This is a genomic window from Ruegeria sp. G2, assembly GCF_056533505.1.
Genome location: NZ_JBQFON010000002.1, coordinates 306,002 through 321,031 on the forward strand (window position 1 = coordinate 306,002; position 15,030 = coordinate 321,031).

Sequence of the window (15,030 nt, forward strand, 5' to 3'; positions counted from 1 at the left end):
ACGGGGATAATCGCCAAAGAAACGAATTGGCTGCGTGCAGAACCCTTCCGTAATCGTTACGAAGTTTGCCCAAGAGCCGTTCTGTGGTCCATTGTAGCGATACGCCAGTTTTAGAAAGGACACGCACTGGTAAGTCGACCACTCTGGGGCAATCGATATGCTATCAATCTCCGAACTACCCGAGATAGACTTTTCATCGGAAGCGTATCAGAAGCGACCGTTTCAAACCCTTGCTGAGCACGCACAGAAATGGCGCATCGCCCGTAGTAAACGCGGCGTGGAAATTCTGGACTATGACCTTTGCAGGAACATGATCCTGGATCGTAGATTTGGCACAGGACATCCAAAGTTGATGCATCTGTTGGGCCTGCCGGAAGGACGTGCGCTAAATTACAAACGTGAGTCCATATCCTTCTACAACCGCGGTGATAAACGGCGCAAATTACGACAGCCGATAGCGCGCCTGATGAGCCCGCACGCCTCTGAGGCGTTCCGGCAAGACATTAAGGATGTTGTCGCTGACATCATTTCTGACATCCCGACGCATACCAGAGTCGACCTGATCGAGGCACTTTGTGATCCTACGCCATCTCGGGTTTATTGTTATTGGGTCGGCGCCGACAAAGACGACGCGCCTTATATCGCCAAGACGTCACACACAGTTCAGCAAGTTCATACGCGAGATTCGGAAAAGACGCCGGAAATTGTCGAGGCGTTTGAAAGCCTGCTTGATTATGCGGAGGCACGGATTGCTGCCGCGCGCGAAGCCCCTTCTGACAATCTGATTTCGGATTTGGTCCGGGCAGCGAACAATGGTGAGTTTACGGATGACGATCTTCGGAATTGGGTTATCAAACTGGCAGAGGCGAATACCGACAACTCCTCTCATCAAATCGCAAGCACCATTATCGAACTGGCCTCACGCCCCGCTATCTGGCAAAGGCTGCGCGAAGATCCTGACGCAATTCCGATTGCCGTGAACGAAGTTATGCGTATCCACCCACGGTCAATCTCAACCTCTCGCGAAGCACTGGAGGACGCAGAAATCGATGGCGTGCATATCGCCAAGGGCACACCGGTCTTTGCAAATATCGGGGCTGCCCATTGGGATGAGCGCTATTACCCGGAGCCTGAAAAATTTTCTCTCGAACGTGCTGGGCAGCCAGTTCATCTGAATTTCGGGGGTGGTGTATTCTCTTGCCTGGGGCGCTACGCGATCACAATCGAGGTTGAAGAAGTTGTCCGATATATGACCCAAACCTTTCTGCGCATTCGGTTGGATAAGGCAGAATTCAGTCATTCACCGATGTTCACAAATGTGACCGATCTACATGCGACACTTGCTCCTCTGAGCTGATCAATGCGCATTTCAAAGAATTGAAAAACATACTCCCAAGGTTGTTGTCAGCCGATACCACATCCGCCAAGGTGCACATTCTACTCATCAAATGCAGGGGCACCCATGTTGCAACTTTCTGAGCGAAAAGAATTTGCGGTTATGACTTGCCAGGAAGCGGGAAAAGTCGCGGCCGAGTATTTTGCAAATCGGGATGCGCTGCTGGTCGACCAAAAGGGCGCTCAGGACTGGGTGAGCGAGGCAGATCGGAACGTTGAAACCTTTATTCGCGACAAGATCAGGGATGCTTGGCCCGAAGATGGAGTTTTTGGTGAGGAGCATGGTGCAAGCAAAGGGACAAGCGGGTTTGATTGGGTGATCGACCCAATCGACGGGACGACAAATTTTGTTAACGGGATTCCAGCCTGGACCATCGTTCTGGCCGGTGTGTCAAATGCGCAGACCCAGATTGGGGTCATCCGTGATCCAAATGTCGACGAAAGCTATGTCGCCGTCCGGGGTGGAGGCGCAACGCTGAATAACGCCCCGATGCGGGTCGCTTCAGGCGTCGCGCTGGAGGAAGGAACCGTAGCTGTCGGATATTCGAACCGCATCGAAGCCCGCCAAGTTGTTCCGATTATCGCAGATCTGATCGAACATGGAGCGATGTTTCACCGAAACGCCAGCGGCGCTCTGTCATTGGCCTATGTGGCTGCGGGTCGGCTGCTGGGCTATGTCGAAGAGCATATGAACGCATGGGACTGCCTGGCCGGTCAGTTGATGATCGCGGAAGCTGGCGGCAGGATCGAAGATCAGGATGCCGATGCCATGATCCGCAATGGCGGCCGGGTGATTGCAGGTACACCGGATGTGTTCGACACCTTGCGCGAGATAGCCGAGCGTGCATGGAAGACCTGAGCGACTAGTCGAGCGAGCACCACCCGCTCAACGGTTCAAGCGTCTTTAGATCGGCCTGCCAATAGTGGCCTTGCGCGGGTTGATCGTATCTCCGGTCAATGGGACGGCCCGATAAGATGCACCATAGCAGAGTACCGACAGCCCCGTGCGTAACAATGGCAAGGTCGTTGCCATCTTGTTTTTCAACAATCGAAATCGTTGCCCGATGAATGCGTTGTTGAGCCTCTATTGCCGTTTCCCAACCGTGAAAACTGGTAGCCGGGTGGTCAAAGAAAGCATCAGCAGCGGCTTCAAAAGCATCGCGCGGCAGAAAACCGGTGGTGCTGCGGTCATTTTCGCCAAGGTCAGCATTTAGATTTACCGGCAGGTCTCGGGGCGTCGCTAGAATCACAGCCGTATCGCGGGCCTTTTGCTCGGTGCTGGTCCAGATTTGAGAGACCTCCGAGAAGATCTCGGCATTCGCAAACGCGGAAGCGCGGTGACGCCCTGTTTTACTAAGCCCCCAATCCGTTACAGGAATGTTGGGGTCGATTACGACCTCGGGATGCGTGATGATCAGAAGCTTGGGCATTTATTCGGGCAAAAGCACGGGTCCTTTCTCGGCAAAACCCATCCGAATTTCTGCACCGGGTTCAAGCGGTGCATCCACATCGTCGTGCACCGCGAAGACCTGACCGAACGCTCCGGTCAGAGTGTACTCCATGCGAACTCCAACATAGGTTGCCTTGGCGACGGTGGCGGCGATGCCCTGCTCGGCGCCGATCACCAGACGCGAGGGTCGGATGGCGACAGTTGCGGGCCCCTGAGGCATATCGCGAGATGACAGCGTGTGGCGGTAGCCCTCGATCTCTATCGTGGCCATATCCCCTTCGACAGAGATGATCTGACAAGCCAGCAAGTTGGCTTCGCCAATAAAATCCGCAACGAAGCGATCATTGGGTGCATCGTAGAGCTGGCGTGGCGTACCGATCTGCGCGATGGCGGCATTCCGCATCACGACAATTTCGTCTGATACCGCCAAGGCCTCTTCCTGATCATGTGTCACATAGACGACCGTCAGGCCAAGATCCTGTTGGATGGCCCTGATATCCTCGCGCACCTGGCGGCGCAGTTTCGCGTCGAGATTAGACAGAGGTTCGTCAAATAGCAGCACCTGTGGCTCCAATACCAAAGCCCGCGCAACGGCGACGCGCTGCTGCTGTCCGCCAGACAACTCTGATGGCAAACGGCCATCAAAACCTTTCAGGCCAACCAGCTCCAAACCGTCCAGAGCGCGGCTGCGGGCCTCGTCTTTAGCAAATCCCGAGAACGTGAGGCCATACATCACGTTCTCAAGCACGCTCATATGAGGAAACAGCGCGTAGGACTGGAACACCATGGATACGTCGCGGTCCGTCGCGGGCAGTTTGGTCACATCGCGATCCCCGATGGTGATCTTTCCTGAGGTGGCCATTTCGAGCCCCGCGATCATCCTCAACGTCGTTGTCTTGCCGCAGCCCGACGGGCCCAACAGCGTGACCAGCTTTCCGGCTTCGACATGCAGGTTAATGTTGTCAACGGCAACGACATCCTTGCCAAACATCTTTGTCACGGACTCGAACCGAACCGGCGCGGCTTTGGACTGCAGGCTCATGTCAAACTCTCCTAAACATTGGTCCGCGACTGCGTCATTCGTCGCCCGATCTTGGTCCGGCCCACGATCAGCTGCATCATGGCAACCACTGACAGCATCACAAAGATCAGTGTGGTGGAATAGGCAATGGCGAGACCATAGTCGTTATTTTCGACCCGCCCGATGATGTAGCTTGTCGCCATGTCATATTCCGCGCTGACCAGAAAGATTACAGCGGATATCGCCGTCATGGCTCGCACGAAACTGTAGACCAGTGCTGCAAGGATCGCCGGTCGAAGTAGTGGCAGGATGATCCGGCGGAAAGTCTGCCAGGAATTTGCACCAAGGGTCAGCGACGACTCATCCAGACTGCGATCCAATTGCGACATGCTGGCGATACCGGCTCGGACACCGACCGGCATGTTGCGGAAGATGAAGCTGACAACAAGGATAACACCCGTGCCCGTGATCTCGATCGGTGGTACGTTGAAGGCCAGAATGTAGCTGACGCCAATCACGGTGCCGGGGATGGCAAAGGATAGCATGGTGCCGAACTCAAAGGCGTCTTTACCTGCGAAACTCTGTCGGGTCAGAAGATAAGCTGTCACCAGGCCCACAGCAGCGGTTAACGGCGCAGCGATTGCGGCGATCGTTATGGTGGTCCAGAAACTATCCCACGCAGCCCCCGTCCAGCGAATACCCTCTGCTTCAATCCGAACCGAGAACGCAGTGACGTAGTGTTTGAACGTGAGGGAATTATTGACCCCCCACAGCTCGACCACGCTGCCGTATACGATCATGGCATAAACGACGATGGTGAATACCGCCCAGCCAAGGGCGACCGTCAGCACCGGGATGGAAAGGCCGGTTGGCATCAATGGATGTACGCCAGCGTCCCCTTTGCCAGTAACAGTGGTGTAGCTCTTTTTACCCAGCCAAGCACGCTGCGCGTAAAATGCAGAAAGCGTGAAGAACAACAACACCATAGCCAGAACCGCGGCGCGGCCCTGATCGTATTGTGCACCAACAATGGCAAAGAAAATCTCAGTCGACAGCACATCAAAATTGCCGCCTAGCACAAGTGGGTTGCCAAAATCAGCCATGCTTTCGATGAAGCCCAAAAGGAATGCATTGGCGAGGCCGGGGCGCATCAGCGGCAGGGACACAGTTTTGAACGTCTGCCATCTGTTCGCGCGCAATGTCTGGGCCGCTTCTTCCATGGATGGCGAAACGCCTTCGACCACTCCGATCAGAACCAGAAATGCGATAGGCGTAAAGGCTAGCGTCTGCGCGATCAGAACACCCGGCATACCATAGAGCCAGCGCGTAGGTTGAGTGCCAAACAGCTCGGCAAAAAACTGTGTGACGGAACCGGATAGTCCAAATAGCAAGATAAGCGCCAGACCGATCACAAAGGGTGGTGTGATGATCGGCAGAACAGTCAGTGCGCGCAATGCGCGTTTGTAGCGGAAGCCCGAGCGGGTCACGACAAGTGCAAAGCACAAACCCAGCGCCGTGGTGATGAAACCGACCAAAATGGCGAGGAATAGTGAATTCCAGGCCGCCCCGCATCGCGCACCCCAGAAACATCCCAGCCCCCAAAGCCGGTCGTCAAAGAACTTCGAGAAAAAAACCGCGATGGAGTACGCGCCATCCTCCGTCACAAAGGCCGCGAACAACATCTTGGCGATGGGAAAGAATACAAACGCGGTGACGATGGCGATCACACCACCGATGGCGCTGACCACGAAGACGTCTCCGTTAATCGCCCCACGTGCGGCGACACCCTGGGTCAGAAGGAACAGAAAACTCGACGCGCAGATCATCGCGCCATAGCCCATGCCGAATTGCCGATCCCCGAGTTCTCCGAACACGGACTCCAGCCAATCGAAATTGTAGCCTCGGATTCCGATGCTAAAACCTTGTGCGATCAGCCAGCCGAAGCCCAGCGCCCCTGACAGGATCAGAATGCGCGCATAGAGCGGATCTGATTTGGCGCGTCTTAGTACCGAAAGCGGCAACAGTAGAGCGATAAGAAGCGGCGCAAGCCACAGCTTTTCACCCTGCCCGATCAGAAAGGCCGCAGGCGCATAATCTTCGTCGAAAGGGTAGCCGTCCAGAAGCCACTCGAACGACCACAGGCCACCGTCAACCATGTACCACGGCAGCAGGCAGAATCCGACCCACCCGGCGATGACCCAGAAGATCAGAACCGGATGGGTCGTTTTTGTCGTGTCGTCAGTCATTTACTGCGGCAGTACCGAAACCTCTTCGTCCCATTTCTGCAGCAAGCGCTTGCGCTCATCCGACGAGCCGTATTTCTTGAAGTCATAGTCGATCAGCTTGATCTGGCTCATGTCCGGAGCGCTTTCGGAAGTCTCGGCGCCTTTGTTTGACGGCACCTGAAATGCGTTGACCTGAAGGGCAAGGTTCTGTGCTTCGGGCGACAATGCCCAGTCATAGAACTTCTTGGCCTCTTCTTCGTTGCGAGCTCCGTCGATGATCGACATCGAACCAATCTCATAGCCAGTTCCCTCGCACGGCGCGACGACCTTGATCGGGAAACCCGACACGGCCTGCTTTACCGCGTCATGCATAAAGACAATACCGATGGTATTTTCGCCGCGTCCCGCAGCCTTGATCGGGGCCGAGCCCGATTTGGTGTATTGGTTGATATTGGAATGCAGGCCTTTCATGAAGTCAAAGCCTTCGTCCTCACCAAAAATCTGTACCATTGAGGCAAGTGTCGTGTAGGCCGTACCTGACGAATTTGGGTTCGCCATCTGAACATGGCCCTTGTATTCGGGCTTCAGAAGGTCCTTCCAGCACGCCGGTTCGGGCAGGTTGTTTGCGGCGACAAGATCGGCATTGTAGCCGTAACCAAGCGCACCGGAATAGATACCGATGGTTCTGTTACCGGCACTTTCAGCCTGAGAAATCGCCCAGTCATGAAGCTGATCGCGCATGGGCGAGACGTATTCCATTGTAAGGCCCTCTTCAGCGGCCTGAAGATGCGGATCACCGGTGCCACCCCACCAGACATCGCCCTTAGGGTTGGAGCTTTCTGCCCGGATTTGAGCAAACGTTTCACCCGAGGACTTGCGGGTCATGTTGACGTCAATGCCAGTAGCGTCCTCGAAGCTGCGCGCCATCAGCTGACACCAATCCTCCTGAGCAGAGCAATAAAGAGTCAGCTTGTCTGCTTGGGCTGCTGACATTGAAGCTGCAAGGGCGATTAGCGAGCCCAATGCGGTAGACGTAAATCTCTTCATTATTTTCTCTCCCTGTTTGGTTCATTGCGTCCGGTTTTCCCGGTGTATTATGTGCTTTTTCCTTCAGACTTTCGTTATTCCTCGAACGTGGCCATCGCGCATTCTGTATGTCCGTTCAATTACCATTCTCCGCGATGCCAACCAGCCTATCCATACATTGATCCGGGACTTCGAAAGAGGCAATGTTTTCCGAAGTCTCACAACAACATGAGGGTTTTGCAACAGAAATAGTTGCAAAACGCCCGAAACACCACAAAAGTGAATATGAAGCCGAGTCGGGTTGCCGGATGTCCAAAACAGAAACACGCGGGATGAGGTCTGAAAAAAATCAGGCTCGGGTTAAAAAATCCGATCGCCGTCGAGAGATCCTGCTTGAACTGAAGTTGCGCCCGCATGTCCGGATCAGTGAGTTGGCGCAGCGGTTCAATGTGTCGGCAGAAACCGTGCGCCGGGATTTCGATGCCTTGTCAGAAGACGGGCTGATCGCACGCGCACACGGCGGGGCATCTGCGCCCACACAGGGACGATATCCAAGTCTTGATGAACGGACCAATGCGCGTACGGAGGAGCGTGAACGAATTGGAAGATGTGCGGCCGCGCTGATTCAAGATGGCGATACGGTGATGATTGATTCCGGTTCGACCACGGTAGAAATGGCGCGCGCGCTTTCTTATCAGGGAACTGAGTGCACGGTGATAACAAACTCGATCCCCGTTGCGATGACGCTTGGCCATTCGCCCACCCAGGTTCTCTTGTGCCCAGGCGAGTATCTTGCCGAGGAATCGGCCATTATCGGCACTGATACGCTCGAATACCTGTCCCGTTTCAATGTCGATCAATGCATGATCGGCGCATCCGGAATTTCGGCCGAGGGCCCGTCTGAGACAGTGCAGGGGTTTGCTGCGGTCAAACAAAAGATGTTGGCGCGATCAGCAAAACGGCATTTGCTGATTGATTCAGAAAAATTCGGGCGCAAAGGCCTGTCGCAGGTAGGTGATCTTGATGGGCTGGATTCCATCATCACCGACACAAAGCCGAAAGGTGATTTGCTGGGCTCTATCAATGCAGCTGGCGTTGCCATTCTTATCGGAGAATCCATTTCAAAGAACGACTAACTGTGGACAGTGACGGCCACGCATAACTGGGAGGAATAATATGAATATTGACGTCAAATTACTGATCGGAGCATCAGCATTTGCACTTTTGTCGTTGGGCGGGGCTGCGTCGGCTCAGGATTGTCCGCGCGGTGATCTGGATGAACGGTTCTGCGATGCCGACGGTGATCTGATCGCGGACATCCCCACCGATCCTTCCGAACAGATCGATCCCGACACATTGATCTTCGCCTACACTCCGGTCGAGGACCCAGCCGTTTACAAAACCGCGTGGTCGGACTTTCTTGACCATTTGAAAGCTGAAACCGGTAAAGATGTTGTCTTTTTCCCGGTTCAGAACAACGCCGCCCAGATCGAGGCGATGCGATCTGGACGCCTGCATATCGCGGGTTTCAACACTGGTTCGAACCCGCTGGCGGTGAACTGCGCCGGGTTCCGTCCTTTCACGATCATGGCCTCAAAAGATGGTAACTTCGGGTATGAGATGGAGATCATTACCTATCCAGGCTCTGGCATCGAAAAGGTCGAGGACATCAAGGGCAAGCAACTGGCCTTCACCTCACCCACTTCGAACTCGGGATTCAAGGCACCGTCGGCCATTCTGAAAAGCGACTTTGATCTGTTGCCCGAACGTGATTTCGAACCAGTCTATTCCGGCAAACATGACAACTCGATCCTCGGTGTGGCCAACAAGGATTATCTGGCTGCTTCGATCGCAAACTCAGTCAAATCGCGGATGATCTCGCGAGATGTGATCAACGAAGACGACGTCATCACGATCTACAAGTCGCAGACTTTCCCGACGACCGGCTTTGGCACCGTGTACAACCTGACTCCGGAACTGCAGGAGAAAATCCGCAACGCTTTCTTCAGTTTCGAATGGGACGGCACGACACTTGAGGCTGAGTTCTCAAAATCGAACGAAGGCCAGTTCCTCGAAATGACCTACCAGGAATTCTGGGACGTGATCCGCAAGATTGATGCGGCAAACGGCGTTTCCTACGCCTGCCAATAATCCGATATTATAATGACGGGCCCCTCCGGGCCCGTCTCAACCCTTACAGGGGTATTAAATGCTGCGGCTTCAAGAGCTTACTAAAACTTATAAAACCGGAGATCAGGCCCTAAAAGCAATCAATCTTGATGTGCCCAAGGGACAGGTGCTTGCTTTGATCGGCCCATCCGGCGCAGGCAAATCCACGATGATCCGCTGCATCAATCGACTGGTTGAGCCGACAAGTGGCGCTGTCATGCTAGATGATACCGACCTGACCAAACTTGGCTCAGGTGGGTTGCGCAAAGCGCGACGCGAAATGGGTATGATCTTTCAAGAATATGCGCTCGTTGAACGCCTGACGGTTATGGAAAACGTCCTGTCAGGGCGGTTGGGATATGTCGGCTTTTGGCGTAGCTTCCTGCGGCGATACCCTCAATCTGATGTCGATGAAGCCTTTCGTCTGCTGGATCGGGTCGGACTGCTGCATATGGCAGACAAACGCGCCGATGAACTGTCGGGCGGTCAGCGTCAGAGGGTCGGCATCTGCCGCGCTCTGATTCAGAACCCCAAACTTTTGCTGGTGGACGAGCCAACTGCCTCGTTGGACCCCAAAACCAGCCGTCAGATCATGCGGTTGATTACCGAGCTTTGTCAGGAACGCGGATTGGCAGCGATCATCAACATTCACGACGTGGCGCTTGCGCAGATGTTCGTGCCGCGCGTCGTGGGCCTTCGGTTTGGCGAGATCGTATATGACGGCCTCCCCACCGGTCTTACCCCCGACAAACTAACCGAAATCTACGGTGAAGAAGACTGGGAAGCCACGATTGAAAAAGTGGACGAAGACGAAGAGATCGAGGCCGCAGAATGAGCCACACCGAACTTGATGACGTTCTTGGCAAGGGGTGGCGCAAACCGCCGTTTGTTAAGAACGCGATGCTCCGCTGGGCTCTGATTGTAGGTTTTGTTGCCTATCTGATTGCCGCCTTTCTGACCATCGAGGTCGATTGGGGTCGGGTTTATGAAGGGCTGGATCGCGGCTGGGCCTTTGTGCTCGCCTTTACCAGCCCCGATTTTATATCGCGCTGGAGCGATATCTGGAGCGGTTTGCTGGAAAGCATTGTCATGACTGTTGCGGCGTCTGTTGTGGGCATCCTGATTTCGATCCCGATCGGGCTGGGCGCTGCACGCAACATCGCTCCTCTGCCCATCTACGTCATCTGCCGCGGCATTGTCGCAATCAGCCGTGCCTTGCAAGAGATCATTGTAGCGATCCTGTTGGTTGCGATCTTTGGCTTTGGTCCTTTGGCAGGTTTCCTAACACTCTCATTCGCCACCATCGGGTTTCTGTCGAAACTTCTGGCTGAAGATATCGAGGCCATGGACAAAGTGCAGGCTGAAGCCATCAAAGCCTCGGGCGCACGCTGGATGCAGTGGATCAATTACGGCGTGCAGCCTCAGGTCATGCCGCGACTGGTTGGTCTTTCAATGTACCGGATCGATATCAATTTCCGCGAAAGCGCCATCTTGGGGCTTGTGGGTGCGGGTGGCATCGGAGCGACGCTGAACACAGCCTTCGATCGCTACGAATACGACACCGCAGCCGCCATACTGATCTTGATTATCGGGATCGTCATGGCGCTCGAATACCTCTCGGGTATCATTCGCGCGAGGGTACAGTAATGCCGGTTCTGGAACAGGAAGGTACGCAGATTTGGCGCAGACGAACGACCGGACAAAGCCTTGTTCGCTGGTTTGGCTGGCTTTTGGGCGTCGCAGTTTTTGTCTATTGCTGGCAGATCATTTCGGCGTCGACGACATGGTTCTTTGTCTGGGATGCACCGCGCATCGCAAATGACATCTGGACCCGTGCGACACCCCCAAAATGGGACTATATCACGCAATTGGGGCGTCCGATCTGGGACACGCTGAATATTGCCACGCTCGGCACGATCATCGCCTTGTTTCTTGCCGTACCAGTCGCTTTTCTGGCTGCGCGCAATACCACGCCCTCGGCCGTTTTCATCCGGCCTGTTGCTCTTCTGATCATCGTTTCAACCCGTTCGATCAACTCGTTGATCTGGGCCCTCCTGCTGATCGCAATCATCGGTCCCGGGGTTTTCGCAGGTGTTATAGCAATCGCGATCCGGTCTATCGGGTTTTGCGCCAAGCTGCTTTATGAAGCCATAGAAGAAATCGACCACACTCAGGTCGAGGCCATAACGGCCACCGGCGCATCGCGCTGGCAGATCATGGCTTATGGCATCGTCCCACAAATTCTGCCCGCCTTTGCAGGCATCGCCGTTTTTCGCTGGGATATCAACATCCGCGAATCCACGGTTCTTGGCCTGGTCGGAGCGGGGGGTATCGGACTGCAACTATCGGCTTCGCTCAATGTCCTGGCATGGCCGCAGGTCAGCCTGATCCTGATTGTCATCCTGATTGCCGTGATGATCAGCGAATGGGTCTCTGCCAAAGTGCGGGGGGCGATCATTTGAGCCAAATCTCGATTGAAGAGGCGTTCGATGCATACGAAGCTGCGCGGCATCGTCTGCCCTCTGCTGACGCTACTGGCCAGTCCTTTCGTCGGGTGGAAACACTTGAAGATGTAGCCGATGAGTTTGACGTCTTCCTTTTGGATGCGTTCGGAGTTCTTAACATTGGTGAAACCGCTATCCCCGGTACGCCTGAACGGGTCACAAATCTAAAGGCCATGGGAAAGCGCATTCTTGTGGTTTCGAATGCTGCCGGGTTCCCTCATGCGGCATTGATCGAGAAATACACTCGGCTTGGCTATGATTTTGCTTCGCAGGATGTCATCACCAGCCGCGCAACGCTGCTTGCAAATCTTCATTTGCAACGCGAGCTGCACTGGGGGTTGATGGCAACACCAAGCACGGGCCTTCGCGATCTGGAAGGTTTGAACCTGACCTATCTGGAAGAAGATCCAACACCCTATGATGCGGTCGACGGATTTTTGATGATTGGGTCTGCGGCCTGGACCGAAGCGCGGCAGGCTTTGTTGGAGTCTGCTTTGTCAAAGCGGCAGCGACCTGTATTGGTCGGCAACCCGGATATTGTTGCCCCCCGAGAAAGTGGCTTTTCAATTGAACCTGGCCTGTTCGCACATCGTCTCGCCGACCGAACTGGTGTGGTCCCGGAATTCTTCGGAAAGCCGTTCGGTAACATTTTCGATCTGGCATTCAAACGGCTGGGATCCATCGACAAGTCCCGCGTTCTTATGGTCGGCGACAGCTTGCATACAGATATTTTGGGTGCAAACGCAGCAGGGATCGCGTCGGCTTTGGTCTCAGGTTACGGTTTTTTTGCCGGACACGATATTGAAACAGCAATCGACAAGGCCGGTATCGTTCCGGACATCATCGTAAGCCGTCCTTGAAACTGGCCGAAACCCCATCGAATGCTATCCATAGGACCGCTAAGACATGCCAAACCAAGAGCTGGTCAGAGGCCTATTCGCAAAAATAGAACCTGACCAGCAATTGGTGGGTTATGCGTGCCGCTACAACGTATTGGAAGACGCTCTGTTGCGTTTTCAATACTGCCCTAGAATAGCTGCAAGTCCTTCGCGCCACTTTGAATTTCGGCGAAGTTCGGCATGTTCTGCACAACCACAGGAGCCGGAGCGGTGCCCGGCATCGCGACTGTTGGTTTCGCAACAGCCGCTTTACCAAAGGCGGGTTTCTCCAGCTCTCCTCGGATATCGCGCAGCAACGTTTTGTGATCTGGCATTGATTTGAGGATCTGCGCGAGGTCCATTTTCGCACCTTTCCACCACTGGAACCAAATCGGTTTCTTCAACGGCCGAATGCGATCGCGTATGCCCGTGCCATAGCCGGTATCATAAACCTGCTTGCCCAAAAGGACGGTCTGATAAACGCGGAAGTTGAACAGCGTTGCAAACTCAATATCGTGTTCCATCGGCAGACGGTGCTGCCACAGCTCTAGGTTCTCAGCCAACCGATCCGGGATTTTCATCTCGGTGCGGGCGTCGATCCAGTATTGATCATCGGTGCGGTTGCCCAATCGGTAGTGCAGACAGATGAAATCCAGAACTTCATCGTAGAGCTTGTTCATCTGACGGTTATACCGACTGCGCAGAGATGGCTCGATATCGCGTGTTGGCAAATGTTCAGCGAACCAGCGTATTGCATGATCGATCATATGGATTGCGGTACTTTCAAGCGGTTCGATGAACCCACCGGACAGACCGATCGCAAGGCAGTTCTTGACCCACGCATTGCGTACGCGGCCGACGCGCATCGGGATCACGCGGGGTGTCAGACCCTTGCCGCTGTCACCCAACCACTCCAGATATTCATCCGCTGCTTGGTCATCCGTACGATGCGCCGACGAATACACATAGCCCGTGCCCACGCGATTGTAGAGTGGCACCCGCCACGTCCAACCTGCACCAAGAGCTGTCGACCGAGTGACGCTTTCGATCTTCTCCGGATCGGGATGTTCGATCTGCAATGCCATGGCGCGATCGTTGGGCAAGTATTCGGAATAATCCATAAATGGCTCGCCCAGCGCCTGATTGATGATCAACCCCCGGAAGCCGGTGCAATCAATGACCATCTCGATGTCATGGCGGCCCTTGCGCTCTAACATCAAATGACTGACGTTACCGTGCTCATCCAGCTCGACCGATTGAACTTCATCCTGAATATGTTCAACGCCACGCTTAGTGCAGACTTTGGTCAACATACCCGCAAATTTCACGGCATCCAGATGATAGGCATAACCAAACCGCTGCTCGAATTCGGGCGCACCCAAGGGCCGCGCCCCTTTGCACAGGCGAGCAAGATCATCATGCGGTGAGATCGATTGCGTAAAGTCCCGATCGCCATTGCCAAATCGTAGGAAATACTCGGCGGCTTCCAACCCTTCCAGCAATTGACCATGCGCAAACGGGTTTACATAATCAATACGATTGCCCTTTGCGTCGTTGTTCCAGTTGCAGAACTTCACACCCAGCTTGAATGACGCGTTGGTTTCGCGGAAAAAATCCCTCTCGGCAATACCCGCCTGGCGGAGCGTGACCGGCATACGCGGTACAGTTGCTTCCCCAACGCCCACGGTTGAGATATTGGGGCTCTCGATCAGGCAAATACGAGGACGATCCTTAGGCGCCGAAGTGCGTGAAAACACCATGTCCAAGATCAGCGCGGTCATCCAACCGGCTGTACCACCCCCAACGATGGTGATTTTGCGCAAACGATTATTCATGTTTATTTGTCCCTGTTGGCTCGAGGGGAAATTGCAGCTGCTTCTTGTTTTGTACTGATGTATATTTGGCAGCGTTCCCCGTTGGCTTGGGGGAAACATAACAGCTTTCCTGCGTACAGCCAGAGTCTATGGCAATTCGTTCGACCTGCACATCCACTGATCTGGTGCCAGATCCCTAAAATGCCTAAAAATATTTTTGTGAAGAGACGTTCATTTTTGTTTGATTGCACTTAGGAAATTCAAGCGTAGTCGCCCAAAGTTTTGCGAGATAATTGCAAACATGGATTATTCTGCTGTTAGCCCGATTAGATTTGCAAGCTCCACTGGTGAGGCTTGCCATGTCTCCCAGTTGATATTTCGGAATTACAGCACTGAATTAATAGCTTGTAACACGAGAAGGGCCGCCCAACGAACCCGTTTATTTGAATCTATTGGAACCAAAGTGGCCAACCCTTCAAGGTCTTGTATGCAGTTCGAGATCAGCTTTGGTTCCGCGCCGGATCTCCCATGGCGTGATCCAGCACGTT

General features: G+C 54.2%; 13 protein-coding genes. 8 read left to right on the top strand and 5 right to left on the bottom strand.

Features of this window, described 5'->3' with window-relative positions:
* Positions 1 to 157 precede the first annotated feature (157 nt).
* Positions 158 to 1,357, top strand: coding sequence for a cytochrome P450 (locus ACR0DU_RS06170; protein ID WP_480873083.1), 1,200 nt, complete (start codon positions 158 to 160; stop codon positions 1,355 to 1,357).
* Between the two features lie 105 nt (positions 1,358 to 1,462).
* A complete protein-coding gene (locus tag ACR0DU_RS06175; RefSeq protein WP_480717114.1) occupies positions 1,463 to 2,254 on the top strand; it encodes an inositol monophosphatase family protein in 792 nt (263 codons plus the stop codon).
* Between the two features lie 4 nt (positions 2,255 to 2,258).
* Here ACR0DU_RS06175 and ACR0DU_RS06180 read toward each other — a convergent pair whose 3' ends face one another.
* The 4 genes from ACR0DU_RS06180 to ACR0DU_RS06195 are packed head-to-tail and all read right to left on the bottom strand — an operon-like array spanning position 2,259 to position 7,138.
* A complete protein-coding gene (locus tag ACR0DU_RS06180) occupies positions 2,259 to 2,825 on the bottom strand; it encodes a histidine phosphatase family protein (protein ID WP_480455943.1) in 567 nt (188 codons plus the stop codon).
* The gene (locus tag ACR0DU_RS06185) at positions 2,826 to 3,887 is read right to left on the bottom strand and encodes an ABC transporter ATP-binding protein (RefSeq protein ID WP_010438291.1); all 1,062 of its coding nucleotides are present in this window, start codon (positions 3,885 to 3,887) and stop codon (positions 2,826 to 2,828) included.
* 11 nt (positions 3,888 to 3,898) lie between these two features.
* Positions 3,899 to 6,112 (bottom strand): ABC transporter permease, encoded by a 2,214-nt coding sequence (locus ACR0DU_RS06190; protein WP_480873086.1) that lies wholly within the window; start codon positions 6,110 to 6,112, stop codon positions 3,899 to 3,901.
* Positions 6,113 to 7,138 (bottom strand): ABC transporter substrate-binding protein, encoded by a 1,026-nt coding sequence (locus tag ACR0DU_RS06195; protein WP_010438296.1) that lies wholly within the window; start codon positions 7,136 to 7,138, stop codon positions 6,113 to 6,115.
* A 287-nt stretch (positions 7,139 to 7,425) separates the two neighbouring features.
* On the opposite strand from ACR0DU_RS06195, the gene ACR0DU_RS06200 reads away from it, so the two are divergent.
* Genes ACR0DU_RS06200 through ACR0DU_RS06225 form a run of 6 tightly spaced genes read left to right on the top strand, consistent with a single transcriptional unit; the run spans position 7,426 to position 12,650 of the window.
* Positions 7,426 to 8,253: a DeoR/GlpR family DNA-binding transcription regulator gene (locus tag ACR0DU_RS06200; protein ID WP_480873088.1), complete on the top strand. Its 828-nt coding sequence runs from the start codon at positions 7,426 to 7,428 to the stop codon at positions 8,251 to 8,253.
* Between the two features lie 40 nt (positions 8,254 to 8,293).
* The gene (gene phnD, locus ACR0DU_RS06205; RefSeq protein ID WP_170471462.1) at positions 8,294 to 9,268 is read left to right on the top strand and encodes a phosphate/phosphite/phosphonate ABC transporter substrate-binding protein; all 975 of its coding nucleotides are present in this window, start codon (positions 8,294 to 8,296) and stop codon (positions 9,266 to 9,268) included.
* A gap of 58 nt (positions 9,269 to 9,326) precedes the next feature.
* Complete coding sequence (phnC, locus tag ACR0DU_RS06210; RefSeq protein WP_010438306.1) at positions 9,327 to 10,121, top strand: phosphonate ABC transporter ATP-binding protein; 795 nt, start codon at positions 9,327 to 9,329, stop codon at positions 10,119 to 10,121.
* A complete protein-coding gene (gene phnE, locus ACR0DU_RS06215; protein WP_010438308.1) occupies positions 10,118 to 10,933 on the top strand; it encodes a phosphonate ABC transporter, permease protein PhnE in 816 nt (271 codons plus the stop codon). The genes phnC and phnE (ACR0DU_RS06215) overlap by 4 nt, the downstream gene beginning before the upstream one ends.
* Positions 10,933 to 11,748 (top strand): phosphonate ABC transporter, permease protein PhnE, encoded by an 816-nt coding sequence (gene phnE, locus ACR0DU_RS06220; RefSeq protein WP_010438311.1) that lies wholly within the window; start codon positions 10,933 to 10,935, stop codon positions 11,746 to 11,748. The genes phnE (ACR0DU_RS06215) and phnE (ACR0DU_RS06220) overlap by 1 nt, the downstream gene beginning before the upstream one ends.
* Complete coding sequence (locus tag ACR0DU_RS06225; RefSeq protein ID WP_480873091.1) at positions 11,745 to 12,650, top strand: TIGR01459 family HAD-type hydrolase; 906 nt, start codon at positions 11,745 to 11,747, stop codon at positions 12,648 to 12,650. Before phnE (ACR0DU_RS06220) ends, ACR0DU_RS06225 begins: the two co-directional genes overlap by 4 nt.
* Positions 12,651 to 12,817: 167 nt before the next feature.
* On the opposite strand, the gene ACR0DU_RS06230 is transcribed toward ACR0DU_RS06225, so the two are convergent.
* A complete protein-coding gene (locus ACR0DU_RS06230) occupies positions 12,818 to 14,503 on the bottom strand; it encodes a tryptophan halogenase family protein (protein ID WP_480873092.1) in 1,686 nt (561 codons plus the stop codon).
* Positions 14,504 to 15,030: the final 527 nt, after the last annotated feature.